General features: G+C 40.1%; 28 protein-coding genes and 2 pseudogenes. 19 read left to right on the top strand and 11 right to left on the bottom strand.

The window, feature by feature from the left end:
• Positions 1–117: 117 nt before the first annotated feature.
• The 5 genes from ACYQ3L_RS00620 to ACYQ3L_RS00600 form a co-directional block, all read right to left on the bottom strand.
• Positions 118–2,121 carry a glycoside hydrolase family 172 protein gene (locus ACYQ3L_RS00620; protein WP_380000464.1) on the bottom strand — a complete coding sequence of 668 codons (2,004 nt, stop codon included), beginning with the start codon at positions 2,119–2,121 and terminating at the stop codon, positions 118–120.
• 33 nt (positions 2,122–2,154) lie between these two features.
• Positions 2,155–3,015 carry a carbohydrate kinase family protein gene (locus ACYQ3L_RS00615; RefSeq protein WP_380000466.1) on the bottom strand — a complete coding sequence of 287 codons (861 nt, stop codon included), beginning with the start codon at positions 3,013–3,015 and terminating at the stop codon, positions 2,155–2,157.
• A 4-nt stretch (positions 3,016–3,019) separates the two neighbouring features.
• A complete protein-coding gene (locus ACYQ3L_RS00610) occupies positions 3,020–4,348 on the bottom strand; it encodes a sugar porter family MFS transporter (RefSeq protein ID WP_380000468.1) in 1,329 nt (442 codons plus the stop codon).
• 403 nt (positions 4,349–4,751) lie between these two features.
• Positions 4,752–7,523: a substrate-binding domain-containing protein gene (locus ACYQ3L_RS00605; RefSeq protein ID WP_380000470.1), complete on the bottom strand. Its 2,772-nt coding sequence runs from the start codon at positions 7,521–7,523 to the stop codon at positions 4,752–4,754.
• Positions 7,524–7,754: 231 nt separating this feature from the next.
• Positions 7,755–9,401 carry a glycoside hydrolase family 32 protein gene (locus tag ACYQ3L_RS00600; protein ID WP_380000473.1) on the bottom strand — a complete coding sequence of 549 codons (1,647 nt, stop codon included), beginning with the start codon at positions 9,399–9,401 and terminating at the stop codon, positions 7,755–7,757.
• 467 nt (positions 9,402–9,868) lie between these two features.
• Here ACYQ3L_RS00600 and ACYQ3L_RS00595 point away from each other — a divergent pair, with 467 nt between their 5' ends.
• On the top strand, positions 9,869–10,603 hold the full coding sequence (locus ACYQ3L_RS00595; protein ID WP_459952244.1) for a transposase: 735 nt from the start codon (positions 9,869–9,871) through the stop codon (positions 10,601–10,603).
• Positions 10,604–10,948: 345 nt separating this feature from the next.
• On the opposite strand, the gene ACYQ3L_RS00590 is transcribed toward ACYQ3L_RS00595, so the two are convergent.
• Positions 10,949–11,713, bottom strand: a complete 765-nt coding sequence (locus ACYQ3L_RS00590; protein WP_379996717.1) for a metallophosphoesterase — start codon at positions 11,711–11,713, stop codon at positions 10,949–10,951.
• 335 nt (positions 11,714–12,048) lie between these two features.
• Complete coding sequence (locus ACYQ3L_RS00585) at positions 12,049–13,272, bottom strand: IS4 family transposase (protein WP_459952243.1); 1,224 nt, start codon at positions 13,270–13,272, stop codon at positions 12,049–12,051.
• 400 nt (positions 13,273–13,672) lie between these two features.
• Here ACYQ3L_RS00585 and ACYQ3L_RS00580 point away from each other — a divergent pair.
• Positions 13,673–14,008, top strand: a pseudogene (locus ACYQ3L_RS00580) (hypothetical protein); the annotation flags it as partial.
• Positions 14,009–14,071: 63 nt separating this feature from the next.
• Here the strand turns inward: ACYQ3L_RS00580 and tnpC are convergent.
• From tnpC to ACYQ3L_RS00565, 3 genes are all read right to left on the bottom strand, one after another.
• Positions 14,072–15,622 carry an IS66 family transposase gene (gene tnpC, locus ACYQ3L_RS00575; protein WP_380002139.1) on the bottom strand — a complete coding sequence of 517 codons (1,551 nt, stop codon included), beginning with the start codon at positions 15,620–15,622 and terminating at the stop codon, positions 14,072–14,074.
• A gap of 71 nt (positions 15,623–15,693) precedes the next feature.
• Positions 15,694–16,023: an IS66 family insertion sequence element accessory protein TnpB gene (gene tnpB / locus ACYQ3L_RS00570; RefSeq protein ID WP_459952347.1), complete on the bottom strand. Its 330-nt coding sequence runs from the start codon at positions 16,021–16,023 to the stop codon at positions 15,694–15,696.
• A 39-nt stretch (positions 16,024–16,062) separates the two neighbouring features.
• Positions 16,063–16,449, bottom strand: a complete 387-nt coding sequence (locus ACYQ3L_RS00565) for a hypothetical protein (RefSeq protein WP_459952242.1) — start codon at positions 16,447–16,449, stop codon at positions 16,063–16,065.
• Between the two features lie 852 nt (positions 16,450–17,301).
• Here ACYQ3L_RS00565 and ACYQ3L_RS00560 point away from each other — a divergent pair.
• The 8 genes from ACYQ3L_RS00560 (at position 17,302) to ACYQ3L_RS00525 (ending at position 21,164) form a co-directional block, all read left to right on the top strand.
• Complete coding sequence (locus tag ACYQ3L_RS00560; protein WP_379999182.1) at positions 17,302–17,574, top strand: hypothetical protein; 273 nt, start codon at positions 17,302–17,304, stop codon at positions 17,572–17,574.
• On the top strand, positions 17,567–18,001 hold the full coding sequence (locus tag ACYQ3L_RS00555; RefSeq protein WP_379999184.1) for a DUF3873 family protein: 435 nt from the start codon (positions 17,567–17,569) through the stop codon (positions 17,999–18,001). The genes ACYQ3L_RS00560 and ACYQ3L_RS00555 overlap by 8 nt, the downstream gene beginning before the upstream one ends.
• 16 nt (positions 18,002–18,017) lie before the next feature.
• Positions 18,018–18,986 (top strand): SLOG family protein, encoded by a 969-nt coding sequence (locus ACYQ3L_RS00550; RefSeq protein ID WP_379999187.1) that lies wholly within the window; start codon positions 18,018–18,020, stop codon positions 18,984–18,986.
• A 45-nt stretch (positions 18,987–19,031) separates the two neighbouring features.
• The gene (locus tag ACYQ3L_RS00545) at positions 19,032–19,328 is read left to right on the top strand and encodes a hypothetical protein (RefSeq protein ID WP_379999188.1); all 297 of its coding nucleotides are present in this window, start codon (positions 19,032–19,034) and stop codon (positions 19,326–19,328) included.
• Positions 19,316–19,462 (top strand): hypothetical protein, encoded by a 147-nt coding sequence (locus ACYQ3L_RS00540; RefSeq protein ID WP_379999190.1) that lies wholly within the window; start codon positions 19,316–19,318, stop codon positions 19,460–19,462. Before ACYQ3L_RS00545 ends, ACYQ3L_RS00540 begins: the two co-directional genes overlap by 13 nt.
• A 99-nt stretch (positions 19,463–19,561) precedes the next feature.
• Entirely contained in the window at positions 19,562–20,272 is a 711-nt protein-coding gene (locus tag ACYQ3L_RS00535) for a hypothetical protein (protein WP_379999192.1), read from the top strand.
• A gap of 88 nt (positions 20,273–20,360) precedes the next feature.
• A complete protein-coding gene (locus ACYQ3L_RS00530; RefSeq protein ID WP_379999194.1) occupies positions 20,361–20,912 on the top strand; it encodes a hypothetical protein in 552 nt (183 codons plus the stop codon).
• A gap of 33 nt (positions 20,913–20,945) precedes the next feature.
• Positions 20,946–21,164, top strand: a complete 219-nt coding sequence (locus ACYQ3L_RS00525; RefSeq protein ID WP_379999196.1) for a hypothetical protein — start codon at positions 20,946–20,948, stop codon at positions 21,162–21,164.
• 90 nt (positions 21,165–21,254) lie between these two features.
• Here ACYQ3L_RS00525 and ACYQ3L_RS00520 read toward each other — a convergent pair whose 3' ends face one another.
• Positions 21,255–21,518, bottom strand: a complete 264-nt coding sequence (locus tag ACYQ3L_RS00520) for an HU family DNA-binding protein (protein WP_379999198.1) — start codon at positions 21,516–21,518, stop codon at positions 21,255–21,257.
• 262 nt (positions 21,519–21,780) lie between these two features.
• Between ACYQ3L_RS00520 and ACYQ3L_RS00515 the strand changes: the two genes are divergently transcribed.
• From ACYQ3L_RS00515 to ACYQ3L_RS00475, 9 genes and pseudogenes are all read left to right on the top strand, one after another.
• Positions 21,781–22,020: a hypothetical protein gene (locus tag ACYQ3L_RS00515; protein WP_379999200.1), complete on the top strand. Its 240-nt coding sequence runs from the start codon at positions 21,781–21,783 to the stop codon at positions 22,018–22,020.
• Positions 22,021–22,031: 11 nt separating this feature from the next.
• Complete coding sequence (locus ACYQ3L_RS00510) at positions 22,032–22,505, top strand: hypothetical protein (protein ID WP_379999202.1); 474 nt, start codon at positions 22,032–22,034, stop codon at positions 22,503–22,505.
• Between the two features lie 18 nt (positions 22,506–22,523).
• Positions 22,524–22,682 (top strand): hypothetical protein, encoded by a 159-nt coding sequence (locus ACYQ3L_RS00505; RefSeq protein WP_379999204.1) that lies wholly within the window; start codon positions 22,524–22,526, stop codon positions 22,680–22,682.
• Positions 22,675–22,962: pseudogene (locus tag ACYQ3L_RS00500) on the top strand (DUF4326 domain-containing protein); the annotation flags it as partial. The gene ACYQ3L_RS00505 and the pseudogene ACYQ3L_RS00500, both read left to right, overlap by 8 nt.
• Positions 22,963–22,985: 23 nt before the next feature.
• Positions 22,986–23,381, top strand: a complete 396-nt coding sequence (locus ACYQ3L_RS00495; protein ID WP_379999206.1) for a hypothetical protein — start codon at positions 22,986–22,988, stop codon at positions 23,379–23,381.
• Positions 23,382–23,456: 75 nt separating this feature from the next.
• The gene (locus ACYQ3L_RS00490; RefSeq protein ID WP_379999208.1) at positions 23,457–24,422 is read left to right on the top strand and encodes a hypothetical protein; all 966 of its coding nucleotides are present in this window, start codon (positions 23,457–23,459) and stop codon (positions 24,420–24,422) included.
• Between the two features lie 15 nt (positions 24,423–24,437).
• Positions 24,438–24,908, top strand: a complete 471-nt coding sequence (locus tag ACYQ3L_RS00485) for a hypothetical protein (RefSeq protein ID WP_379999210.1) — start codon at positions 24,438–24,440, stop codon at positions 24,906–24,908.
• A 24-nt stretch (positions 24,909–24,932) separates the two neighbouring features.
• Positions 24,933–26,012, top strand: coding sequence for a hypothetical protein (locus tag ACYQ3L_RS00480; protein WP_379999212.1), 1,080 nt, complete (start codon positions 24,933–24,935; stop codon positions 26,010–26,012).
• A 92-nt stretch (positions 26,013–26,104) separates the two neighbouring features.
• Positions 26,105–26,788: a radical SAM protein gene (locus tag ACYQ3L_RS00475; RefSeq protein WP_379999214.1), complete on the top strand. Its 684-nt coding sequence runs from the start codon at positions 26,105–26,107 to the stop codon at positions 26,786–26,788.
• The last annotated feature ends 8 nt before the right edge of the window (positions 26,789–26,796 follow it).

Here is a 26,796-nt window from a genome sequence, read left to right as displayed (position 1 = left end):
AAAGGCTTATATTCAGTGTTTTATGAAGTTATTGTAGAAGAATTAGCTGTATACAATCCAATCCAAACATATACTTTGCACCTTGCGATAATTTATTGGTTCCCGTAATTTCTACTTTCAATTTAATCTTTTCTGCATCACAGGTGAAAAGTTTCCAAGATTTATTGGTTTCGAGTGCTTTATATTACTGCTATATCCGTCAAAAGATATATTCGCCGGACTGTTATTCACACTGAAAGAGATGGTTCCATAATCGTTGGCCTGAGTCGCATATACGACCATTTTATACTTGCCGTCTTTCAGATTATCAAATTCGAATTCGACAAAATCTCCTGCTTTTCCGTTCGGAGCCAGTAAATGTGCGGCTCCGCTCCATTTGCCATCCCATGAATCGGCAGCGTTTTGTTTTTCCAGGCGTAACGATGTAGATTTTCTTGTTGGCTTCAAGGCCTCGAATTCAATACTTTCAGGTATTTTGTAGTTTGCAGGATCCTCGGGTACAGGGACTAGCTTTCTTGCAGCTTCTTCGATGCCTGAAGTACCGATGGCCCGGGCATTGAAGTCTCCATACCAATAGATCGTTGTTGCATAATCGGAATACCCTCTCTGCCAGCCGATCATCTCTATATCGAATTTGAATTTTTCCCTGAACGGGATTCCATCCAGGTTACGCGTGCGGAAGAAGGCATTGTAACCATGCGAACTATCCAGATCTGCCCTCGGCGCACCGCCGAAAGGTGTGTGGAATGGGACAACGGGCGCCCACGAACTGTTATAGTAATCTTCTGTGCCTGTGCCGAAGTGCGAAGGGAAAGTATCTCCGTCTACCCATATTTTTTCATCTCCTTCTCCGTACCAGCGGGGAGCGTGGTTGAACAGCGATAGCAAGTCTCCCATATACACGCCTTTACCCTCGATAGTCGCAAAATTCCATTCCGTGCAATTCTCCGGCTCATCGTACTTGTGAACGGGAATCCCTGTTTCCTGACGCCATGAGCAATGGAAATAAAGAGAACGCCCGTCCCATGCGAGGGGCGATACATTTGCTTCCATCTTTACACCGATGCTTGCGGAAGATATGTTCATTAACTTTAGTATCCCGCTCTTTTGATATGGCATCAGCCAGCGGCTTACGATATTGCCTTTTCCGTCGGAGGACAGATACCAGCTTTTTACATAAGGTGCGCCCATTCCTCCTCCCGAATAATCGCTCAGGGGAGCCCAGACTGTCTGTTTACCGTCGAATTGAGCGCAGAAGATAATTTCTCTCATCAGTTGTCCGAAACCGGCTGAGTCTTGCAGATTGACACTGAGCCTGATCTCATAAACTGCGTTCTCACCTGCCGGTAATTCCAGCGTTAAGGAGTCGGCAGCAGCCAGTACTTTAGTGTCGCTTATCACTTTACCATTTTTGGACGGGACAGGATTTAGCAGTAAATTATCCACTCCGGCAATTTTCTTTTCTGCCCTTTTTACTACTTCGGCCGAGAAGGTTTCAATGGCTGTATTCTCCGGGTATTTCCGGTAGTTAATTCCGTAATATTTAGGAGTCGGATTCACACCCAGTTCGTCCTCGAATGTGATTTTACAGCCTTTGGCATAAGGTATCGGTAAGAAGAGCGTATTTCCGCCTTTGCCTTCCGGTTCATAACTGGTGTGAGGCTGTAGCAATCCGGGTCCCAGAGAAGGAATATTTATCCGCATCAGGTCGTAGGCCGGAATAATCCATCCCGGTTCGGCTGAACCGTCGAAATAGAAACGCCACGTACCTCTTTTATCCAATGTAGTAATCCAGATACGGGTTATCACGCCCGGCCCTGTTTGGTCGAACATTACTTTCTCTATTCTGCCGCCTGTCGTATCTACCCTGACAATGCCGAATCCATCATCGTTTGCGAACCATGCAGGATCGCCGGGCGATACAGACCGCCTGTCATAGCTGCTTTCCTGATGGCAGGTATAGCAGGGAGCGGGGAAACGGGATAATTCTTCGACAGAAACCATCTCTTCGAGCAGTGTCTCCATCGTGACGACTTTTTCCCGGTGTTCTTTACAGGTTGCCGGACTGAATATAAATCCAATACCGGCAGTGAGTAATAAAGCATGTTTGAGTAAATTCATACTATCAGATTTTAAGTTCTCAGCAAATAATAATTATATCGGATGCGCTACCCATGCTCCCTGACAGGAACAGACATGCGCTGCTGCATTTACAGCCATCGAGTGGGCTTCTTTCAGCGTTTTTCCTTTCAGCAGCGCCGTAATCAGGACGCCCGAAAAGCAATCGCCTGCGCCGACAGTATCGGCCACTTTTACTTTCGGTGTTTCTATAGTCGATGTTTCGCCGGGAGTATATACCGTGCTGTATAGTTCTCCTGCCGTGAGTATAACGAGTTTTAGCCCGAACCGGGAAAGAAACCAACGGCAGGCCTGTTCGTTTTCCATATCGAGCGAAAACAGTGTTTTCAGAACCTCGAGTTCTTCATCGTTTACCTTAAATGAATTCGCGTGCATCAGAGAATTCCCGATAATATCCTTCGAATAAAAATGCTGCCGCAAATTGATATCAAATAATTTATAGGCATCTTCTTTCACCAGCCTGAGCAACCCTAGAGTCGTATTTCCCGATACAGGGCTCCGCTGGGCCAAAGTCCCGAAACATATAGCATCTGCTTTTGATACCAGTTGTTTCATGCTTTCCGTCAGCGGAATGTAATCCCATGCCACATTCTCATTTATAGTGTATTGCGGTATGCCTTCGTTAAGGGTAACCTGTACGGTACCGGTCGGATAGCCGACCTTTTCGATCAGGTAATTGATTTTATTCTTATCCAGTTCGTGCATCAGTTCATTGCCCAGGGCATCGTCGCCCAGAGCGCTTATGGCATAGCCGTCCGCTCCTGTCTGTGAGGCGTGGAATGCAAAGTTGACAGGCGCTCCTCCTGCTTTTTTGCCCGAAGGCAGTATATCCCATAATAATTCGCCGATTCCGATGACTATATGTTTATTTCCCATAAAATTATTCATTTAATCCGAGTTCCTTTTCTATTTGTTCCAATGATTTACCTTTGGTTTCGGGAATATATACCAGAATGAAGATGAAGGCGACAACACTGAACGCGGCAAAGATACCGAAAGCAATAGAACCTCCCAGGTTATTCAGTATCCACGGAAAAAACTGTACCGTGAGGAAAGTGCACAGCCAGCTTATGCCTGTAGAGACAGACATGGCCGTACCCCTGATACGCGAAGGATAGATCTCTGATGTAACCACCCACATGACAGGAGCCAGAGAGGCCGCGAAGAAGCCTATATAGCATAATACGGCAATCAATGCGCCTATACCGTTTGCCGAAGGGACAATGAATGTATAAATGAGATATAAGAGCGACAGTATCATGCCTGCACAACCGCACAGCAGGAGCACTTTACGCCCCAGCCTGTCTACCAGCCACACGGCAACAAGCGTGAATAGCAGGTTTACAATACCTACATAAATGGATTGTATCAGCGCTGTATCGCCTGCAACGCCTGTCATCTCGAATATGGTGGGGGCATAGTTTATAATCACGTTTATACCTGTAATCTGCTGGAATGCGGCCAGTAATGAGCCGATGATAAGTATTTTGGCCAGCTTGCCCTTGAATAACGATTTCAGTTGCATGCCGTCTTTTTCCGCTTTCCCTGTTGGCGTCACATTGTCGAATTCCTGCTTGCTCAATCCGAGCTTTTCTATTGTCCGGCCTGCTTTGTCGGTTTGCCCTTTCATATAGAGCCAACGCGGGCTTTCGGGCAGGATGAACAGGAGCAGTATATATACAATGCTGAAAATAAGGGGGAAGCCCAGCATCATCCGCCAGTTGTTTTCATTATTCAGCAATATGTAATCCACGATATAGGCTATCAGGATACCTATCACTACCGCCAACTGGTTATAAGAGACTAATGTTCCCCTCAGCTTTGCCGGAGATATTTCCGATATGTATACAGGCACTACTGCGGAAATCATCCCGACGCCGAATCCACCGATTAAACGGAATATCATCAGTCCGTATATACCCGAACTCACCGAGCAGCCGACTGAAGATATGATAAATAATATCGCGGAAAAGAGCATGACCCTCTTTCGCCCGAACTGGTCTCCGAAGCGTCCTCCCATAATGGCACCGCACAGGCAGCCGATAGTGAGTATGCTGACAACAAAGCCCAGGGTCATATCGTCGAGCCCGAAATATTCCCGGATAAAAGGAATCGCACCCGATATCCCGGCCATATTCAAGCCGAAAATAAGTCCTCCCAGAACCGTGATGAAAGTATACAAAAACAGTGATTGATTATTCTTTTTCATTTATAAGACAGGTTTAGATTTAACGTTGATGGATATTCTAAAACATTGCAAGTTTAATCATATCTTACAAATAGGAGTATAACGGATGAAACAAATGATATAACAATAGTTACATCTGTAAAAAAGCTGCATATACTATCAATTATGTTACTGCGATGTAACTAATTTGATAATATGTGGATCGGTAAAGGAAAACTTTATCTATATAGGTCTGCCCCTGCAAAAAAACTGTTACGTTTGTTACCTTTTTCAATTGCAAGGTACTTCGTCCTGCGAACGGTTACGAGATACAAGTAGACGAGATACGAAATTGGCACATTGGCTAATTAGCACATTAGTTTTCCGTTACTTCTGTTACTTTTTGATTATATATAGTTAATTTATGATTTCTTCGTGAAAGTTTTTAACCGCGAAAGTTTTCCTGAGACAGAGATGTAATATATTCGGTAGGAGTTGTGGCATACAGCGTTTTAAAGCATTTTGTAAAATATGCCGGAGAGGTAAACCCTGTCATATATGCAATCTCGCTGACTGTGTATTGTTTCTGCTTCAGTAACTGAATCGCTATGTTCAGCCTGTAATTCCTGAGAAAATCGGTAGGTGAAACGCCGAAAAGCGTCTTTATCTTTCGGTAAAGGTGTACTCTTGACAGTCCTATATGTTCGCTCAGGGCTTCTATGCTGAAATCGGAGTTTTCATACGAAATCTCTATCAAGTTCATCAGTTTACTCCGGAAAGCATTATCCATGCCTACTACACTGTCGAGATCGGAACTTTCAATGAATCCTGCCTGCATTTTTTCCATGAAGGCTTCTTTTATCCTCAGTCGCTCCCATATGATATTTATAATCCTGATTTTCAGGAAATCGATATCAAAAGGCTTTTGGATATATTCGTCCGCTCCTTCCAGAAAACCGTACATGCGCTGGCTGTTCTCGGACAAGGCCGTGAGCAATATGATAGGGATATGGCTGAATGCAATATTAGTCTTTAGTTTATTGCTAAGTTCGAAGCCATTCATTTCGGGCATCAGTACGTCGCTTACAATCAGGGTAACATCGCTACCTTCGTTCAATATGCCGATTGCTTCATTCCCGTTTTCTGCTACCCTGACTTCGAAATTGGCGGATAACTCTTTTCGCAGGAAGCTTCGTACATCGGGATCGTCTTCGACTATCAGGATTTTATAATCGTAAAACTGAGCCAGCTTTTCCTGGATTAAACCCTGGTTTATCATTTCATTCCGGTCTTTCGGTATAAAGGATGAAATGTCTTCGATTATATACTCATGCGAATAATGGTTGATATCCTTATATAAGGTAATGCTGAAGACTGTATATTCTCCCTGCCGGCTTTCCACGTCGATTGTTCCGTCGTGTAAGTCGATATATTCTTTGGCCAGATTCAATCCGATGCCGAAGCCCGAAGAGCCGAGGTTTTTGTTACTTGTATAGAAACGTTCGAAGATATGCCTCTGTTCTTCTTCGGTCAGCCCTATGCCTTTGTCTTTTACGCTTATTTTGATGGAATCGCTATTTTCTTCGATGGAGACAAGGACAAATCCTTTGGAAGAAGAATATTTGAAGGCATTGGATATGATATTGACCAGAACCTGCTCTATTTTATTGATATCGATATATATGAGCCGCTCTCTTATGTCTGTCCTGAATTCATAGCGGATTTGTTTTTCCCCGGCAATGCCCTTAAAGTAATCAAAGACTTCGACCGCCAGCGAAACAATATCTGTCTGGGTCAGAATCAATTTCATCTTGTTATTGTCGATCCGCCGGAAGTCCAGTATCTGATTTACAATGCGGTAAAGCCTGTCTACGTTCCGTTTCATCAGAATAATATCTTCCCGTAAAGAAACGTCGATCTTATTGCTCCTTATTATTTTATTTATAGGGCCGACAATAAGGGTGATCGGAGTCCTGATTTCATGGGAGATATTTGTGAAGAACTGCAGTTTCTGGTTCGAGATATTTTCTATCTGCTCATTCTTGACGGATAATTCCTGCTTTTGGGTCTCTACCAGCAGGTTTTTGTCATGCAGTTCCCTGTTTTTGTTTTTTATCTTGAGGTTCATATACATCACATAACTCAACAGGGGCACTATGACAGCGAGCAGACCGAGTATCAGGAATGTGGAATTCCTCAGAAACCTGAACCGCGACAACAAATTGAGCTCTTCTTCTTTCTGCCTGTTTATCCTTACCTGATAATTATTCAGCTGTTCGGACTGGGCCAGTATCGTTTTGGCATTCGTCTTGTCTATGATTGTCGTGTTGAGGATGTAATTCTTTTTCACAAGTTTCCCGTTCAGTATATCTATTGCAACCTGTATGGCAAGGGCTCCGCCCGTAGGGTACTGGAAAGAAGCTTCGAAGTTGCCGTTGGCAACGGCTTCTATGCCTGAATTGTCTCCATAGACACCGTCGATGCCTATAAACTTTATACGCCTTGCCACAAGTGAATCGCGCCTCATAATCTCGTCCCTGGCAGCTATGGCCATTATATCGTTGTGGGCGAAGATCAGGTCGATATCATTATATGAACTGATTTTCTTGGTTTCTTCCAACGCAAGGTTGTATTGCCATTTGCCGTAAACTTCATTTATCTTGTAGTCGTTGTTTTTGTTGAGAGCGGCAATAAAGCCTTCGTGACGTTCTATAGCAGGAGAAGAACCTTCAAGCCCCCATATTTCCAGTATTTTCGAGCCGGGGCTAAGTATATTGTTGATATATTCTCCTATGGCTAAACCTATATTGTAGTTGTTTGCACCTATGGAGACCGTATATTTGTCCGACTTTATTTTTCTATCGTGTATGATCGTAGGTATTCCTTTCTCATATGCTTCGACAGCAACGTCGGTAATCGGGATAGCCTCGTTAGGTGAAATTATCAGTGCATCTACATTTTGAGATATAAGTTTGCGTATCTGGGATATCTGACGGCTGTTGTTACCCAGAGCATTGTATACGACGAGCTCAACATTTTTGTAATTGGAAGCCTCTATCTGCATCTCCAGAATCACAGCTTCCCGCCACGGGTCGGAAGTGCATTGAGAAAACCCGATGACGTATTTTTGCTTTTCCTTTCCTTCATCACTACATGAAAAGATGCAGGATAGCAATATTAGCAATAGAAGCGTGCGGACTTGTATTTTGTTTATCATAGTGTCGAAAATAAGGAAGATACTTTCGTGACTAAGCATTATACTGACAAGGTATATGGAATATTGGCCTTTGCAATAAGTTCGCTCAGCGTTTTTATAGCTTAAGTCAAAAGTAGATGACTTTTGTTATATCCATAGCATGAAACCGGGTTTTTAACTATTATACAATCAGGATAAATACAAAAACGCCCTGAATTGATATTACAGAGCGTTTGCCGATATGAAGACTTATTACCAAATCGATTTTACGGAGTATACTTCAAGCTTTTTCACTTCTATATTATTTCCCCAGAAATGGAATCCTTCCCTGTTGTTTTCGTCCGGTTTCCTTTCCATGGAATACGAGTATGCCCCGCCGTCGATGAATACTTCTATTGAAGTCCGGTCTACATATATGTCGGCAGATAGCTCCATACTCGTCATGTCCTGCGGTGAATAGAACATACCATTCAGCAAATTACCGTTCATATCGTAGCCGATTATGCGCTGGCCGAACAAGTTGAATCCGGCATCGGTTGCATGCGATAATTTGATTGTCGTTTTGATGCGGAGGCGGTCAGAATCATAGAACTCCTTCATTTTTGAGTTTGCATCGCCGGATGTCAGGTTACTCCATTCTTTCACAGGCGTAAATAACTGCCCGGTTTCGTTTACCGGAACGTTGAACAGTCTCGGGCCGTCTTTTGTAGTACGCAGTGTCAGCTCTGTAGGTAACAACATCATCCCGTTGAATGGCATTCCCGGTTGCTGTATCCTGCCCCAGCCTATCTGTATGCGCCTGCCGTCACTGGCGGGAATATTTGCGAAAGTTTGGGCTGCATAGATAGACCCTGTTGTGTAATAGTACTTGCCGGATTCGGGGGTGAACACTTTCCCGTCGAATTTGCCGAGCATATATGTACCCGAAGCCCCGTACATCACCCATTTGGTATTGTTCTTGTTCCCGTCGATAGCCAGTTCAAACAAATCGGGACATTCCCAGAATCCTGTCACATGGCTCTCGTATGTCCAGTCTTTCAGGTTCTTCGATGTGTATATCGAATGTCCGTCGCGCTCGTTGAGTACCATCACCCAGTGTTTAGACGGTGCATACCAGAATACTTTAGGGTCACGGGTATCCTGGCTATTCCATTTTGCTTTGGAATCTATCAGCGGGTTTTTATCATATTTGGTCCATGTACGCCCTTTGTCGAGACTGTATGCCATGCCCTGTACCTGCTTTTCGGGGCTTGCGGCTGTGAAAAATGCAATCATTGCAGGTGTATTGCCTTTATTATATCCGGCAGTATTGTCGTAATCTATTACGGCCGAGCCGGAAAACATGGTGCCCAGGTGGTCGGGATAGAGCGCTTCGGGCAGTTGTTGCCAATGTATGAGGTCTTTGCTGACCGCATGTCCCCAGTGCATATTTTCCCAATCACGTTCGTATGGATTGTGCTGATAGAAAAGATGGTATTCACCTTCATAAAATATCAGTCCGTTAGGGTCGTTTATCCAGCCCCGTTGCGTAGTAAAATGGAATTGCGGGCGGTTCTTTTCTTTATACAGGGTTTCCCAACCTTCTATATTATCGTCCTGATATATCTTGCCCAGTCCGGCAGCATCGCCGTCATATTGTATTTTTATAGTCTTTCCCTTAAGGGAGGTGACATCGCAGAATACCCAATAGTCAGCTTCCCCGGGGGCAAGGCGGATAACGAACGAGCGTTCCTGCTTGCCGTCGATCTCGAAGGACATCCGGGAGCGGTCTGCTTTATGGGAAACAGGGAGGTTCAGATACTTCTTTGTTATCCGGATCGATATATCTCCCGCAAATATGGAGATATTCGATAAAAAGATAATACAAATGGCTAATACGTGTGTTCTTAAGAATTTCATGATAAATGATATTTGTTTTATGATTATTTCATTATGCAATTTTAGGAAAAAACATGCATTATAAAGATAACTTTAAGTACATATGTTTACACTCAGGTAACATCATTTATTTCTTTCGCTCATGCTTGACGGGTAAAGTGTGTTGTTAATTATGCGAATCAGTAGTTGCAACTATTGGCTGATTTATTTAATTAAAAGATTAATTATCAATAAAATAAGCGTACCGAATGCTTGCTCAATCTCTTGAAAATCATTAAATTAAAGGAATATTACCACACATTTCTTTAACAATGATTCCCAAGAAGAAAGAGCTTAAACTGATAAGAATTTATATGTATATCTGTGATTTATACGATTCAGAGCTAAAATATTACTGTCAACGGTACAGTAACAACAATGCTCCATCTTTTACTGATCAGGAAATAATGACAATTTACCTGTTCGCAGGATGTTGTCAGAAGTATTTCATGGTCAAAGATATACATTCTTTTACAAAAGAGTATCTATCTTCCTGGTTTCCTTCATTGCCATCGTATCAAACATTTAACTTAAGGTTAAACCGCCTGAATGAATGTTTTAAGGTATTATCCCAGAGATTGATAAGTTCATTCACGCCAAAAGATTGTGATTTTGATGTATCGCTGGTTGATTCTATGCCTGTAATCACTTGTGCAGGACGAAACAGAATAGCAAAGGTTGCTAAAGAAATCACCACTAAAGGATATTGTTCAACAAAGAATCAATATTACTATGGTTTAAAGCTTCATGCTCTGGCATTCAGACGAAAAGGGACAATCCCTTTTCCGGAATCCATAACCTACACTCCTGCTGAAGATAACGACCTGACTGTATTTAAACAGAACTGGGGTGATACGATAGTTAACCGAATGATTTTTGGAGATAAAATATATTCTGATTTTGAATACTTTAATGATAATAAAAAGCAAACGCAGAATATTCAAATGCTTACTCCTGTTAAAGCAGTCAAAGGACAGTCTGAACAAGAAAAACAATGGAACAAAGCATATAATGACTTATTTTCTACTGCTGTTTCTAAAGTCAGACAACCCATAGAATCATTCTTCAATTGGTTGAATGAATGTACAAAAATTCAAAGAGCGCAGAAAGTCAGATCGACATCCGGACTTTTAGTACATACGATGGGTAAAATTGCCATCGCTTTTATTTATCTAATTTTTTAAATACTGATTCGCATTAATAATTAGTATGTTGTTCTTGTTGTTAATCTTTAAAAGGTAAGCATGCTTTGTTCTATTGCGTTCTATAATTGGTTACATATATAGTAGAATAATTATTATAAAAGACCGGCAGATTATTTTCTATCGGTTTTTTAATTTATAAAATCCGGTGTTTTCATATTCAGGACTAAATACTACAAATAGGACCTTCTGTTATTATAAATTTGAGTTGATAGTTTGATTGACAGATCCAAATTCTTCTAATTTAACAAACAGTTTCTGAGGTATAAATGTCAATTTGAATTTAATTAAAATTTATCACGGAGAAAATCCATCCGATGGAATATCCTATAAAACAATTGACATTGAACGGTCAAAAGAAAGGTTTTCTTTCAGATTTACATATCCGAGCTGATTTGAATAAAGCCGTGTTTGCCCTATCCGGATATCCCTTATATTCCTGTGTGAATGCCCAAATATCCAGTATTCAGGAATATTCATTTTAATAAGGCTGTCAAGATCCGTATAAAATGCATTACTAAGGGCACTGCCCTTAAATTCTTCCGCCATACATTTAACGGAAGGTAAATGATGGGACACAACTACCCGTATCCCTTTCTTATCTTCGTGCAGGGCGTACTTTAAAAACGAAATGCATTGCTCATGCATTTTGTTATAAATATCAGCCGTCAGCCCTTTCCCATTATAATTAATAAATTTAAAATCGGGCATATGGCTCGTAACATTATCTTCTGCGGATACCGGTATAAAAGACCATAGTGGGGTCAACAGAAATTCTACACCGTTAATTACTTCACATTTGTTATAATACCAGTGGATATTATCCCGTATCTCTTCTTTCATCCCGTTCTTGAGCCTAATGGTATCATAACCGCCATAAAATTCATGATTTCCGGGTACAACCAATACCTGGTTAAAATTTTCTGAAGCCCAATCCCAGAAAGGATGTTCTTTATATGTACCATGTCCAATATATCCGATATCCCCGGCAAGCAAAAGTATATCCCCACACGGAATCAGTGGAAAATCCTTTATAAATAAGGAGTTCTCCTCAAACTCAAGATGCAGGTCGGAAGCAAATTGGACTTTCATAAATCAAAACATTCTGGAATTTTTCATATAAAAATATATACAAAAATACGAAAATTATCTACCAGTTTACTGTCTAACTCTTATAAAAACAGCCCAAGACCAGCGAAAACTCTTTATAATAAATTCTTTCAACTTTCAATATATCTAACATTAGTATATAATCTAAAAACAACTTCCCTTTATATTTCATAATCCCTATCGGGTCAAAAGGCTAATTCCTTTTTTTATCAAAAACAGCTTGTTTTCTTATAATTATTATGATAGCATATAATAATAAAAAAGGACTCCTGTAAATCCAGGAGTGGTCGGAAGAAATTCCGATCACTTTTTGTTTTCTACGTTTTGAAGAAAATAGAAGGATCACCACCACACTGCACAACAATCATAGATATAATCAGGTTTCTCAATTCCATGGAAAATCTTCTTTTAGCAGTTTTATATCCAAGTTTATTAGCCTGTTTATATATCAAGATAAGTATAGCCACAATCAAAGTCATATATAGGATAACTTTTATTCCATTTTTATTGAGTGACACAAGAGTACTCACATTTAGTTCCTGCTTTATAAATCGGAAGAATACTTCGATATCCCACCTTCGCCTGTAAGCGTCCGTAATATCTTTGGCTGATAAGTTAAGCACATTGGTGATAAACCAAAATTCTTTATCAGGATCATCTTTGCTTTGTGCTACAATTAAGCGAAAAGGTACTTCTACCAGCTCTTCTTTGTAATGGATATTACCTCGTTTATTATTAATAGGCTTACCGGTATATAAATAAACTTCACTATCTTTCAAAAGCATCAAACTACCCAAGTCTAGATCAATATCATCGCTTTTCAAGGATTTTAGTTCAACATGTTTTCGATTCTCTTTTGCTCTTATTATAAAAGGGATAGATTCTCCGGAAAAATCTTTCATGGTTCTAGCTGACTGCAATCCTCTGTCCAAAATGTAAATATTGTGATGTCCGGTTTCTTGTTTCACATGACTTCTTATAACCTCAGGTAAAGCTGTTTCTTCGCCAGAGTATTTGGAGTCTGTAAATATCTTAACATCACAAGGTAAAATGCCATCAAAAGCAATGCTATACTTAACTGACTTCTTTCCGTTTTTATGGTCAATACCTTCTTCTAAGAGTTTGCTACAAGCTTCACTTACCATTGAAGAATCAACTCGTATCAGATTATATTCCTCTTTTTCTGTCGATGAATAGGCTGCTGAGAATTGTTCATAAATACATTCATATATTTGTTTGAAGAAGTCCGCATCAATCTTAGAAAGCCGTTCTGATATGGAACTTCGGCGAACACTCTCTGATTTGTCTAAGTTAAAAAGCATCTTGAAGACTGGATCATTAAAGGTATCCTCTAAGGTTCGCTGACTTAATCTGTCATTCTCTAAAATGCTATACATCAAAAGGTAAAACAATTTCTTGCCATGCAGAACTTTTGAATAATAGTCAACTTTTGTATTTTCGGATAAATGACTTAAAAGTGCCTCTGGAATAACTCCCAATAGTTGATTTATTCCAATCCTATGATCTTTAAATATTGCCATAAATATATGATTATCAATACTTAAAGATAATAAAACTATGTGATAAAAACAAACATAATCAGCTTAATATCAAATGATTATATAAAAAAAATAGTCGGAAGATATTTCTTCCGACCACTCCTGCCTGTAAATCTCTCATTTTCTATTTCGTCCGGCAAAAATACGGGGTGGTTCTAACGGATATGCAAGGTCACGCCCTAAAGGGTTTTGGAAGAAATCTCCACGCCAAGGGTAGTATTTCGTCAAAAAAACTTGCATCCCGAACCATTCCCGTTTTGCCAGCCTGTGAAATAGAAAATGAAACATCTACAGCAGGTAATAACAGATAGTATATCTGATAAAGAATTCATTTTCAATACTCACGTACCATTAAACAATTTATTAACCAAACAAAAAAGTTATGAAAATTAATGTCAGTGACGAATTGAAATCCAGACTTGTAAACGCCGCGGCTAACGGCAGTATCGTAGCCAGGGATATCCTTGCGGAAATCCGTAAAAACGCAGATGTAAATGAGATTATCAGAGGTACGGCCAATTGTTTTTCAAGCAAACGGAAGAAACAAACATGTGAATCTCATAATAAAGTTAAAGTGGTTTTTACAGCCTGTACGAAAGATGTTATGCATCCCAACTTTCCTGACAGGCATAACCCGCAGGCATCGTGGTTTCCTGAAAACAGGACAGATATTGAACCCGGAACCTTTGTCAGTTACTTCAAGAACCTGCCCGTTTACGGTAAGCGTCTCCGCGATGACGTCTATCCTGTAAAAAAAATAAGCAGGGAGTACGCTTGCCTGCTATTTTTTTGTCCACATGTCCGGGAGTAAGTCGCGGTATTTTTCGAGTGATGTATCCGGTGGAAGTGCCGCAGCATTGTTGATCACATCGCTAAGGTATTCGAAGAAGTTGATATTATTGAGCCTGCACGAACAAGCCAGCGAGTAGAAGATAACGCCTCTTTCGGCTCCCCTATGACTACCAAAGAACAGTGAGTTCCTTCTGGAAAGGGATATGTAACGGTTTAGCCTTTCAATAGTATTTGTATCAAGTTTATAAAGTCCGGAGGTAAAGATATTCTCCAGGCCTTTCCATTCACCCAGCATATAGTTTGCTGCTGCATACATCAGACTCTTTGGAGGATATTCCGGAGAAGATACTATTCTTTTGAGTGCGACCTTCAAGGCTTTCATGATATCTTTCGAGTATTTTCTTCTCCATTTCAAGTTATCATCCCGGGTCCACCCATCCACTCCAATACGATGCTGATGCTCTTGTCTGTAAAGCTGGTTGATCAGTTCGATTATGCTGTCCGCATCCGGATTGTCCCGGATATCCAAAAACTTGCGTTTACAATGCTGGAAGCATGACAGCCTGAGGATTCCATCCCCCAGGGATTTGTAAGGAGCATACCCGTCACTCTGGACTGTCCCTTTATACTTTTCCAGTTTCTTGTATATGACTGCACCCTGTCTTGAACCATTCTCGTAGAAGTAGTATGCCAGATTGAGGTTCATTGCGGATATGGCCCAGATATATTCCTTGTTGATGTTTGGCGCATCCGCATTATCAGCCCTGTCCATTACTTTATAGTAGGTCTCATCACAGCTTATGTAATCATCTTCCAATACAGCCCTGCCGAGAGCTGTATAAAGGTTCTCGAACATATCTGCCGTCTTGGACAACAGTCCGTTTGCCGTTGCCTTGTTTACATGAAAGCCGTTGTCATTGAAGTACCTGACTATTCGTTCAACAGGCATTGAGTAGATATACCTGAGCTGTGCCATTCCTGCTATAAAGGAACCGTCAAAACTTGAGTTCTGGAGCGGGGCCTGGCTTGCCTTACAGGAGTAAATCCGTTCATCCTGTCTGTATGTGTGAAGCCTGTAGACTATCTTCTGGAACTTCATCGGAACCATCCGGTACCGGATAGATTCACGGATGCCGATTTGGATAGCCGTTCGTATATCAAACTCCGTATCATCGGGATAGACATCTTTAACCACTTCTTCCAGTTCATAATGCATATCCCGTTTTGCTCCATTATTCTTGCGGGCTTTCAGGTCGGCTTTCGGCTTTACTTTTCCGGAAGCTGTTTCTTGTTCCTGCCTGGGTTGTGACTGCTTTTCTGATTTATTGGATATGAGTTTGGATATGCCTCTTATTTTATTTGCTGATTTAGTGAGGGATTCGTCTTTCTGAAGCAAGGCTTCCTGTAAGGAAGCGATGGTTCCCTCCATGGATTTAACCGTTGCGGATAGCGTTTCTATCTGGGCCAACAACTGCTTGTTGAACGCATTGACTGCTTCCAATTGCGCCGCCAATATTTCTTCCATTCTGCTTCCTGCCATGCTTTAAAGGTACAAAGAAATATGGAGATAAGCAAGAGTTTGCGTAGCTTATTTAATTGATTATCAAATTATTAAATGGACAAAAAGCGCGTTCTGTAGCGTTTGCGGAAGCGTACACTTTCAAGTGAGACCCCCGACATGATGAAGCTGAAAGTCTCCCAGGATAGCTCATAATAGCCTGTAGCCGGATCTATTTTAGGCAGTTCAAAACTGCCCCGTTCAAGGCGCTTGTGATATAACAGAAAACCGTCGGTATCCCACTTTAAGATCTTTACGTTTTGTCTGTTCTGGCCAAAGAAGATATAGATATCACCGTTCATTGGAGAAAGCGGGGATTCGGACTTGATCAGATTGAACAATGCGTCAATCCCTTTATTCATACGAACAGGGTGTTGGCACATAAAGTACCTTACATTATCGTTAAGGCCAAACATAGAATACTACTTTTCAGGATGATACAATGACAATAACGAAATCAGGCTTTCCGCCGTACATTCCTGCAAGGTCAGACTGATATTGTGTGGAAAGGTAATGCTGACTCCTTTGAGAACACTGCCTGTCCCGACAGGATGGCTCTGTGGCCTGAACTGGATAAAGGTTTGTTGATCTTCATTGGTGATACCTTCGCCTCTTGCCTCTGCTTGAAGCCGTCTCATAAAGATTCCGCGACGTTGCGCCCAATCTAAGATTTTTTCATATTTAATGTTATTATCCCGGCAATAAGATTTGAATGATAAATATGAATCTTTCTTCAAATATTCTTTATAACATTCAATAGCTCTCATCTGTACTGATGATTTATTCATTTCTACGAAATTATTTTCCATGCTCTTTTATTTGCAAATGTACAGGGTTACAAAAAGCGAATCAAGACGTCATCGCGGAGACGCTTACCAAGAAAGCTGGTTGTTGATCAATAACCAGCTTTCTTCATGTACATTCTTATTTATCTTATCAGGATCCAATCTACAGTCAAACACTTGACTATTGAAGCCAAACAATTATTGAAACTATAAATTGTTTTACAGTAAATATTGGTACAAGTATTTTCGTCCGGTAAGATTAGCCTTAATCGTTCCCGATTCCGGAAATTTAGAAAGCTGTTTCTTCGTAACTTCGAGAATCCGGCCGGCCAACTTTTGCGCGTTTGTTGTTCCAAATATTATCTATATCATATCGATAGATATCTTCCTATCCTGACAGGGCATGTTCCGCCCAAATTATTTTTACCTGCTTAAATTAATGTCCGCTATTTATAAAAAACAGTAATCCGGCTTTTCGATTATATAGTATAGGCAATTTTTATTCTGCTATTTTCTTCATGCAATACATACATCCGAGAAGTAACACGCATAATTTATACAATCAACGGTGTACTACTTTTCGTTGATAATCTTCCCGTATCTTTCTTTCAGATTAAAAAAGTCAAATCATAGACTGTATTTACCATTTGTTAATATGTTGATCCTTAATTCAAGATATAGATAAATGCCTTACAAATTGCTGCATGCGTGAGCTTCTTTTTCTTCGGATAAGTTCGCCCGTCCCCTTTTTGTTCCCGCAAGATACCCTATTCAGGTTTTAGCGGAAATCTCCACCCTGAAGGGTGTATTTCCGCTAAAAATCTTGCAGGAACAGTACCCGGGCATGTTCCACCCTCGAAAAAAAATCACACGCTTATGAATTATAAGAGATTATTAAAAAAGATAACCCATAAAGATTATATGGGAGGTGTTTTTCCTTATTACGGATACCGGGTCAATGTAACCTCTGGCACCGAATGCATGGATGTCCACATCGAAGACGGCAAAAGGACTCTGGCCGAATTTGACTTTACTTTCGAAATACCCCGTTCTGTAGCCTTTCATAATATGGGTAAAAGAACGTCTGATAGTATTTTGGGGAACCTGAATACTCTTTACAAAGCTAATATTCCGGTATATCATGAATAAGCAACAAAGTAACATGCCACGAGCAGGAAAAGAATCCATTAAAAAGGTAAAGCGTTCAGTCGTATATATTATGTATAATTACCTGCATACCAATGGTGCCTGTTTCAAGTGTATAAAGCAAACATTGGAAGACTGTCGCAAGTCGAGGGATCTATGGTTGGAGAACTGCTGCCAGCCTGATTCCGGACGAATTGTTTATGGTATCCAATCTACAAAAAGCTATCTCATTTTTAATCCCAATATTAAAGGGTATGTCCTGTTGATAGAGACTAACACCGCTCAAATACAGAGCATCCACCGTAATCAATTCTTCGGAGAATTTAGCTTATTGGATTCGGATAATCAATCAGGAAGAATGAATAACACCGAAGCTTACGAATTAATGCTGAAAGCTTATCATCTACAATTCAGTAAGAAAAAAAGATAATTAATAAACTATAATTATGAACAACAACAAATTAAAAACAATCGCCTTTACAGGACACCGGATGAATCGTATCCGGATCGAAAAACAAGAGTTATCCGGTCTTATTACAGCTGCAGTCATTTATTTCTATCTCAAGGGCTATAAAGTCTTTCTTACAGGAATGGCAGAAGGACTGGATCTGATTGCAGCAGAAGAGGTACTGAAAATAAAAGAACATTATCCGGATATTGAACTTCATTGTATTATTCCTTTTGCGGGACAATCCGACAGGATGAATCCGGAAGACAAGCTGCGTTATAATGCAATTCTGTCGGCAGCCGACTATGAGATATACCTGAGTGAAAAGTATTATGACGGTTGCTTTCTGAGAAGGAACGATTACCTGGTCGATAATTCCACCCAATTGATAGCCTATTATGATAATGTTCCTAAAGGAGGTACATACTACACGGTGAAAAATGCACTCCGTAAAGGTCTCGAAGTTTTTAACCTGTTTAACAGGGAAATGGAATATCATCATTTCTATCAGGATGAATTACTGAAAGGGTGGGGCAGGTCATTATTCAATGTTAAAGCCATATCTTATGAGCAAGCCGTCGAATCCATTCGCTTACTTCATTTTCAGGATGTGTATGACCTCGAAGATCATCCTCTTATTGCTTATGACTCTTTTGAGTATCTGCTGGAAGCCAATACCCGGGTAAGCCTGAGAGAAAATGAAGGACAGGCGACAATAGAGTATTTTAAATGCGATTCATTAAAAACTTCCATATTAACCAATGCCGATGATATAATAGCAGAATCAAAACAAAATACCATCAGGAAATTAGCCAGCCAACTGGCAGAAAAGGAATTGACGGATGTATTTAAAATGCTTCCTGATGAGTTCTGCGATAAAAACAATCCTGGAAAATATGCAGAAGTTTATCAAAAGAAATACGATGAATATTTTAAAAGCTATATGGAGCAATTATCCAAGCTCTGATATTATTCCATAGAAAAAATATAAAACAAATATAATCATCTAAACATGAGTAAACATATACTGACTCCCGGGTTTGCGAACATTCCGATCCAGGATTTGCTCTTATGGGTGAAAGTTTTTAAAAATGATGGTATTACCTCAGCAGAGGAAATACAAAAAGAACTGACCCTGATTGACGATTTACTGACACTTCAGAAAAGCCAGTCGCTATTAAAGCGAAAAAGACGGCTGAAAGACCAGTTGGAAGATCGTATAGGAGCAGAATTAGGACTAAGTCCTTCTTATCCCACACATAAAACGAATAAGAAAATCGCTAAAAACAATCGGAAATGGAAGCAATAGATTATTCGAAGCATATATGGGAAGGCTGGACAGTGCAGGCCTTTGTTGATGAACTTCAACCTGTATTCGATATGATTATGACAGGACAAAGCTGTCATGACAAACTTGAAACAAGAGATCAGGTAAAAAAATGATGTATGGAAAACCAGCCATATTACAAGAAATATATTCCTGGAGTTGTCGACCATTTTTGTCAGCAATACCGGATTAACTAAAATGGTAAACAATTACTTATGATAGTTAAAGCAGAACTAGACCGTATCCGGCAGTATCTGACAGATATGCTACTGTCGGTTTTAATCGACAACAAAAAATATATTAGCACTTATTATTCGGATAAAGGACACTTGTTAGATAATGATGTAGATACACTCTATGAAAAGTTTATATATACCAATTTTGGAAAGGAGGGAAAGATTATAATAACCGATATCTATTTAGAAAAAGAACGTCTTAAATTTAAGTATATACACGTAGAAAGAGGTTTTGACTCAGCTGATTTTATACATTGTCTGTCAATAGAAAGTCTTTATGCAATCATTAAATGGCTGCAACTTCAGAATTATCTTGATGATGTATCACCTGTCAAACACTGCTATTTCTGTGGCGGGACTAACCTTCAAAAACTGGCATGGGTAGATGCCAATGCGGATAACAAGTTTATTGAGTTCTATGATAATTTTGATAATACTGTTTTCTGCAAAAAATGCCGGCGAAATACGGGTTATCTGGAATATAATAAATCAAATACACCGGTTGAACTTATCGACCGCTGGTTCAATTCGGCATCCGTTAGTATTCTGGAAGAGATAACAGGCTTGTCAGCTAAGAGTTTCAAAAACGACGAAGATCATTCAGCATTCCGTTCCAAATGCATACAATTCTGGAACGTTCTTACCGAAACGGCAAAACGTGGCCACTGGATTCGGGCCCGTGATATATAGACTTTAATTAGCTTATAAAAGAAGACTTACAGAAGCCCAAGGTTACTGTGAGTCTTTTGTTTTTTAATAACCCTTAAAGAAGAAAAAAATGAAAATTGAATTAAAGAACATCAAACATTTTTATGCACTGACAGATGAAACGAATGCTTTCTCTGCAAAACTTTATGTCAATGATATCCTTACGGCAGAATGTTCAGATACCGGTAAAGGCGGATGTATAGATATTCATGTTGTAAAAGGGCGAGAAAAGCTCCTGAAAGAAGCCGAAGAATATACCAAAAGCTTACCCGCAGTTAAAACCGAATACGACTTTGATCTGGATATGGATCTTGAACTTTTTATCGGACAATTGGTTAATGTAGACATTGTAGAACGCGAGTTTAAGAAATCCGTAAAAAAACTAGAGGCGAATAATATTGTATTCGGGAAAAGCAAAACAGAAATGCAATACACATGGTTCACAACGAAAGGTAACAAGAAAGTCTCTATTACTGTTATGCTATCGACACCTTCCTCCCGGAATATGCTGGGAAATCGTATCAAAAAACTTAAAGAGGAGGGGAATCAGATATTTAATACCAATATACCTGCTGATATCCTGAATATTCCATCCTCAGATAAAAAATCTGAAAAAGAATAAAATTGATTGATGATTACAAAAAGGTGAAAGGACATGGAAATGACAAATGAGTTCTGGGATTTTATCGAAGAAAACCTTCCCAATTATTATACACGTGATGATGTCCTGAGGCATTCTAACCTACAGTTACTGGTAGATGGCGAAGAATCCTGCATTACAGACCTGACCCCTGAAGAAGCAAAGGCAGAACTGGAAGCACTCTCTTTAAAACTATATACCGAAGCTATCGATGCATTTACTCAAAAAGTTTGACCTGTAAATAATAAAATGAAAGCAAATAGAAGTTCACATACTCGATATGTCCTCTATTTGCTTTTTCTATAATAAGGCAAAAGTTCTATCTTATATCTTGAAAGCTTTTGATACTTTGAAAGCAGGAATATTATGAGCCGGGATAATAATCGTAGTGTTTTTTGAAATATTCCGGGCTGTTTTTTGAGCTCTTGTTTTTACAATAAAACTACCGAACCCTCTTAAGTACACATTTTCATTTTTGCCAAGGGAATCCTTCACTACTTCCATAAACGATTCAACCGTTTTTAATACAGTTGCTTTATCTATGCCTGTATTCTTTACAATCTCACTCACTACATCTGCTTTTGTCATAATTCTCTAATTTAAAATTAACTGCAAAAGTAATGGAATTTTACCAAACTGAACATACTCTTTCAAAGAGAATTAAAATAAAACAAAGCTTTCATTTTATTTCATCCGGCGAAGCTATGATGCGTTCTTTTCGGATGCTACAAGGTCACGCCCTGACGGGTTTTTGAAGAAATCTCCACCCTTCGGGTGTATTTCATTCAAAAAACCTTGTATATCCGGAACGCACCAACTTCTTGCCGCTGAAATTTAAAATGAAAGCCTTATGAATAATATAAGAGAGAATAAGTATTATAAACTAGGGGTGATACTCATCAAGATATCATTACTGGCATTTTTAATCTATACAGTGGTTCAGTTCTTTGATACCATATCCCAAGCCACGCTGTATATATTCTTAGGGATTATCCTTACCTGGAGAATATGGAAGTTCTTTGTCAAGCTGATCTTGCTGCTTATCCAAATCGGTATCTTTTTCTATGTCATCTATTTACTAATCTATTAATATTACCTGAAATGAAAGAAAGTTTAATGTTCTGTAGCATGGGCAACGGAATAACTATTGCCGACCGTAATCAGGAAGAGTGTAGCGATTATAAAACGGTGGCTCATATCGGTTATAACCGGGATATTACTTATTACGATAAGAAGATGTCACAAGAAGCAATAGATTGTATCGAACGATTTGCTAAGTATAACAATTCATCGGCATCGCAAACTCAACCCTATCCGGTATTAAAACCTGTCGAATTCTCAAAGATCGATGTACAGGAGTTAAAAGGAATATTCAGCAGGGCACTGAGTTCCCATTTTGAGGACATAAATATCGAAGTTGCAGCTTTCTCGGATGCAGACTATATCACAGTTATCGCAGATAAGCCAATCTGTGAGTTTCTTACCCGGTATTACCGCTATATGAAAACCGAAATGAAAGAAGGCGTACACCACTGGATCTTTACGATGTACGATAAAGCCAATACGAAATATTAAACTTAAAAATAAATAGCAATGAAAACATCTGAATTATTAAAAGCGATAGACGAAGCTTTCGAAGAAAAGCTGGAAGAAAAAACAGGTTGGGGGCGTAATGAGATCAAGGCTGCTTACCGTTCGGTAGTAACAGAAGTATTAATGGCAGTAGCCGATACAACGATTGAAAATGACTAAGCAACAGGCAACACGGGTAGTAAACATCCGTAAAGAAGCTTACGATGTCTATATCGGTCGGGCAGGCAAGGGGCAGGACGGCTATTTTGGTAATCCCATCCGGCTCAATCAGGGAGAAGCAAGAGGTTCAACACTTGAAAAGTTTAGAGAATACTTTTATAACAGGCTGCAAACTGATCCACAGTTCAAAGAACGCATCAAAGCACTCAAAGGAATGACTTTAGGTTGTTTCTGCAAACCCAATCCCTGTCACGGCGATATTATCAAGGAATATCTGGATTCAATTTAATAACAGAAAAGATAATGGAAACAAAAAAATACAAAAGAGGCCGTACTACATTCGATGTACAGGAAATAGCTACCGCTGAATTATCTGAATTCCTAAGCAAGAATGAAAACTATTTTCCCGTACACATAGACTGGAAAAATCAACTGGCACTGGTATCAGACCAACGGGAGAAAATAGAAAAGGAGAAGAATAAGTTCGGGTTTAAATGCCGGAGCTGTTCAAAAGGAGAGAAAATTACCTGGGTATACCTGCTCGAATGTGATTACGATAAGTATGAAGCAGGAGGTGCGTTGGTACAGGATTGTTTTCCTTATCTGAATAATGAACAACGGGAGACCGTAAAAACAGGTATGTGTCCCGATTGCCAGCGTAAATTCTTCGCGTCAAACTATGAAGAAGATAACAGTTAATACAAAATATAAATAAAACCACGAAAAGTCCGGGCTGATAAAGTCCGGGCTTTTTGCATTTATATACATACCATTATGGAATATGCATCAATAACAGCGATCAGCCCCGAAATATCGACAGCCATCCGGCAGGCATTCACCGATATAATGGACGAGGAATATAGCCTTATTTATACCGATTACAGGGAAAATTATGATAATAGCGGAGAACTTATCCAGAAATGTCTGGATGCAAAAAGTGATGAAGCCCTGTACGATAACCACTGGGAATCCGATGCCCGGCGCGAAGGCAGTGAATATGTACTGGAGAATTTACAGAATAAAATCATGGTCGCTGACCAGTACGAGTCCCTGCATCCCTATATCGAGGACTGGCTGGATATGGATGATAATAAAAATAAAATTCTCGAAATTATAGAAGACCGGGACACCAGTGAACCCTATAAAGAAATGCTGGGACGGAGTAAAATACGCGGCAGGGCAACCCTGTTTACCAATTACGACTGCTTCCCCCATAACTACGATATGAACAATACCTATTATTACGATGAGTATTTCAAGGATATGGTCGATATACTGTGCCTGAATCCGGCAAAAGTAAAGCAGGTATTCAATCAGAAAGGCATTAATACCATAGGTAAATGGCCAAATAAACCAAAACGTAACGGCAATGAAGCTGTGCGTTATGAAGATTTGGCAGACGAAATGCTAAACCAATGCTGTTACTGCCTGCTCACCTTTATGGGATTAATGCCATTGACAGACCTCTATCAAAACAATTTCGGGGAGTATAAAACCATCATTATTCCCAAGGGCAATAACTGCGGCATGTTCAACAGCTGGAATGGCGGAGGCTCTCTGATGGAAATGGAGCTGCTGCGTGACCTGTATATCCCGGTCGAGTTTACCCGCAAAACAGAATATGACCGCTGTGAAATCTGTGTCGATGAGCCCCGGTGCGGCAACGGTTACTGTATCAACGAGGTATATGGACTCATGTCTTCCGCATGGGGAAAAGAAATCAAACTTATTTACAACTAATTAAAATCTACCAATATGGCAAGCATATCAATCGCATCGATAAAGAAGATAAAAAGCAGTTGTTCAAACGGCTTTCAATTCGATATTCAGGATTATCGTCAGCGTGGAGACAAGAACCTGTCCAAGACTATACATCTGGACGATAACAGGCTTATCAAAGCAACCCTTTATTTTCAGGATGAAATCATAGAGTATAGGAATACCGGACAACGGATTCCGATATTAAATGTAAGTATCTGGACCAAATCAGGAGAATTCATGATGTGGAGTTACGGCTTGGGCAGGTTCCATCATTACATGGATAAGAAATGCCTCCGCCGTAATATGACCGTTTTACAGGAACTCACCAAAGAAATCTCCGATGACTTGATTAAAAGCATGGCAGTCGATAACCGGGATGAAAGCATATTCAACGCACTGAAACCCTCGTCCGGTGTTATCCACCATGAAGTTGGGATCGGTAAAGACGGAACGATGATAAAATAACGGAAACCTCTAAAGCAACATACAATGAGAATACAAATAAGCTATAAGGGTAACAAGGTTGATATCTACTGTACCGGCTATCGAAAGACTCCTAAATGCCTTTACCTGTATGGAATAAATGAGAACAGCACAAGAGAGTGCCTCCGCCAATACGGATTGCAATACCTGCCTTTAGAGCAGGTAGGCAGCCTTATGGTCTGGATGCAAAAAAACATAATCGTAACCGAACCGGATCTAAGGCAGAGAAACAGATGCCTGATCGCTGAGCTGGGGGTAGGGGAGATGTTCTGCACGGAAGCAGGTGGTATCCTGTATCTGTATCAGGTGAACGGACAAGGTATCTATTTTTATACGAAACAGGGAAAAGAATATACCGAAATATTTAATGAAGATTTGGAAGTATATCCCTGTACTGATATCCCGATAACAGGAATGAAGGTAAGATTGCATCATACAGATACAGGAAACTGTCTGGAAGTCTGGCAATCTGAACCCAACAATAAGAAATCAATATGGCTGGGCAGATACACTTACGGACATTATTTATGGTATTACTTGTCCGATGCCCCATATGGGTATTGTGAACCCGCTTACCCGGTAAATCCGTCAGTTGAGTTTATCTGCTGTGATAAAGACTGGAATGAAGTGCTCCGGGATTCCAATAATCCGGTCAGGCATCCCGATTGGTTCCCATCACTGGAAGAACTTTGCAAAAGGGAGTGGACTAAGATTAAAGATAAATATCCGAATACTACCAAAGACGGCTTTTGTGACTGGCTGGATGCAAAGATGCCGAAAGATACATCCTATGATGATACAATCAACTGGTGGTCACACCGCTATGTATTGATTGATCCGGATAATATTATCGAAGGATTAAATTGGATCAAAAAAGTGACTCACCCTGCAATTAAAACAGAAGTCATCCACTCATTTGACTTTATGGGTGAAATATACCGAATCGCTCGGATTGCCAAACAACACCTGTTGTGTGATGCCCTCTGGTATGAATACATAGCAATCTCTCCCGACCCGGATGCAAATTATGCTTCATGGTATGCCTATGAATATGATCTGGCGGAAAACAGTTCAAAAAAGAAATAACATCGTCAGTAAATAACCCGGTTAAGAATACAGGATAGAACAGGCAGTACCGTATAAAAGGTGCTGCCTTCTCCTTTTATAGATAAGATATAATGAAAAAACTGGAAATAGAAAGGCTTTCCATAGAGATCACCCGCCGGTGCAATATGAAATGTTCCCATTGCATGCATGGAAAAGCCCGTAATACGGATATCAAGCCCGAATACATAACCAATATACTGAGTCATACCCAAAATATCGGCTACCTGAATCTGACAGGAGGCGAACCTTCTATGAATGTTGAAGCTATCAGGTTTGTATGGAGCAGTCTTAAACGCAGGAAAATACCTGTTGGCAGTTTCCATATCGTTACCAACGGTTCCCAAACCTCTATGTCAGATGAATTTATAGACGTTTGTTCGAAGCTCTATGCTTACCAGCGAGAAGAATCCCGCCCCGAACAACTCGATTGCATGCTGGAAATGAGTAATGACCGGTTTCATGACAATACATATCACAATGAGGTTCACCAGAAACTTTCCGCATACCCATTCTTCTCTAACCGCTATCCAGACTCTAACAGGGAAGGAGTACCATTGATAAAACAAGGCAGAAGCAGGTCCGGTTATCAGGTTCCTATAAGCACGATAGGGCTTGATGGCAACAGGGTATACGGAGATGTTTACCTGAACGCCTTAGGCTACCTTATAGCAGCAGGAGACCTGAGTTATAGCAATCAGGATAAACATATCCTCTGTCACAGTAAAGGCTTTATTACCTGTTTGAAATCAAACTAAACAATAAA

The sequence above is a fragment of the Dysgonomonas termitidis genome (genome assembly GCF_054657735.1).
The sequence above is the reverse complement of the archived record's forward strand: the minus strand, read 5'-3'. Positions and strand labels throughout refer to the sequence as shown.

Coding starts and splice junctions, on each gene's coding strand:
- ACYQ3L_RS00620 (WP_380000464.1), bottom strand. CDS start 2,121: ATGAATTTACTCAAACATGCTTTATTACTCACTGCCGGTATTGGATTT.
- ACYQ3L_RS00615 (WP_380000466.1), bottom strand. CDS start 3,015: ATGGGAAATAAACATATAGTCATCGGAATCGGCGAATTATTATGGGAT.
- ACYQ3L_RS00610 (WP_380000468.1), bottom strand. CDS start 4,348: ATGAAAAAGAATAATCAATCACTGTTTTTGTATACTTTCATCACGGTT.
- ACYQ3L_RS00605 (WP_380000470.1), bottom strand. CDS start 7,523: ATGATAAACAAAATACAAGTCCGCACGCTTCTATTGCTAATATTGCTA.
- ACYQ3L_RS00600 (WP_380000473.1), bottom strand. CDS start 9,401: ATGAAATTCTTAAGAACACACGTATTAGCCATTTGTATTATCTTTTTA.
- ACYQ3L_RS00595 (WP_459952244.1), top strand. CDS start 9,869: ATGGTCAAAGATATACATTCTTTTACAAAAGAGTATCTATCTTCCTGG.
- ACYQ3L_RS00590 (WP_379996717.1), bottom strand. CDS start 11,713: ATGAAAGTCCAATTTGCTTCCGACCTGCATCTTGAGTTTGAGGAGAAC.
- ACYQ3L_RS00585 (WP_459952243.1), bottom strand. CDS start 13,272: ATGGCAATATTTAAAGATCATAGGATTGGAATAAATCAACTATTGGGA.
- tnpC (WP_380002139.1), bottom strand. CDS start 15,622: ATGGCAGGAAGCAGAATGGAAGAAATATTGGCGGCGCAATTGGAAGCA.
- tnpB (WP_459952347.1), bottom strand. CDS start 16,023: ATGTGCCAACACCCTGTTCGTATGAATAAAGGGATTGACGCATTGTTC.
- ACYQ3L_RS00565 (WP_459952242.1), bottom strand. CDS start 16,449: ATGGAAAATAATTTCGTAGAAATGAATAAATCATCAGTACAGATGAGA.
- ACYQ3L_RS00560 (WP_379999182.1), top strand. CDS start 17,302: ATGAATTATAAGAGATTATTAAAAAAGATAACCCATAAAGATTATATG.
- ACYQ3L_RS00555 (WP_379999184.1), top strand. CDS start 17,567: ATGAATAAGCAACAAAGTAACATGCCACGAGCAGGAAAAGAATCCATT.
- ACYQ3L_RS00550 (WP_379999187.1), top strand. CDS start 18,018: ATGAACAACAACAAATTAAAAACAATCGCCTTTACAGGACACCGGATG.
- ACYQ3L_RS00545 (WP_379999188.1), top strand. CDS start 19,032: ATGAGTAAACATATACTGACTCCCGGGTTTGCGAACATTCCGATCCAG.
- ACYQ3L_RS00540 (WP_379999190.1), top strand. CDS start 19,316: ATGGAAGCAATAGATTATTCGAAGCATATATGGGAAGGCTGGACAGTG.
- ACYQ3L_RS00535 (WP_379999192.1), top strand. CDS start 19,562: ATGATAGTTAAAGCAGAACTAGACCGTATCCGGCAGTATCTGACAGAT.
- ACYQ3L_RS00530 (WP_379999194.1), top strand. CDS start 20,361: ATGAAAATTGAATTAAAGAACATCAAACATTTTTATGCACTGACAGAT.
- ACYQ3L_RS00525 (WP_379999196.1), top strand. CDS start 20,946: ATGGAAATGACAAATGAGTTCTGGGATTTTATCGAAGAAAACCTTCCC.
- ACYQ3L_RS00520 (WP_379999198.1), bottom strand. CDS start 21,518: ATGACAAAAGCAGATGTAGTGAGTGAGATTGTAAAGAATACAGGCATA.
- ACYQ3L_RS00515 (WP_379999200.1), top strand. CDS start 21,781: ATGAATAATATAAGAGAGAATAAGTATTATAAACTAGGGGTGATACTC.
- ACYQ3L_RS00510 (WP_379999202.1), top strand. CDS start 22,032: ATGAAAGAAAGTTTAATGTTCTGTAGCATGGGCAACGGAATAACTATT.
- ACYQ3L_RS00505 (WP_379999204.1), top strand. CDS start 22,524: ATGAAAACATCTGAATTATTAAAAGCGATAGACGAAGCTTTCGAAGAA.
- ACYQ3L_RS00495 (WP_379999206.1), top strand. CDS start 22,986: ATGGAAACAAAAAAATACAAAAGAGGCCGTACTACATTCGATGTACAG.
- ACYQ3L_RS00490 (WP_379999208.1), top strand. CDS start 23,457: ATGGAATATGCATCAATAACAGCGATCAGCCCCGAAATATCGACAGCC.
- ACYQ3L_RS00485 (WP_379999210.1), top strand. CDS start 24,438: ATGGCAAGCATATCAATCGCATCGATAAAGAAGATAAAAAGCAGTTGT.
- ACYQ3L_RS00480 (WP_379999212.1), top strand. CDS start 24,933: ATGAGAATACAAATAAGCTATAAGGGTAACAAGGTTGATATCTACTGT.
- ACYQ3L_RS00475 (WP_379999214.1), top strand. CDS start 26,105: ATGAAAAAACTGGAAATAGAAAGGCTTTCCATAGAGATCACCCGCCGG.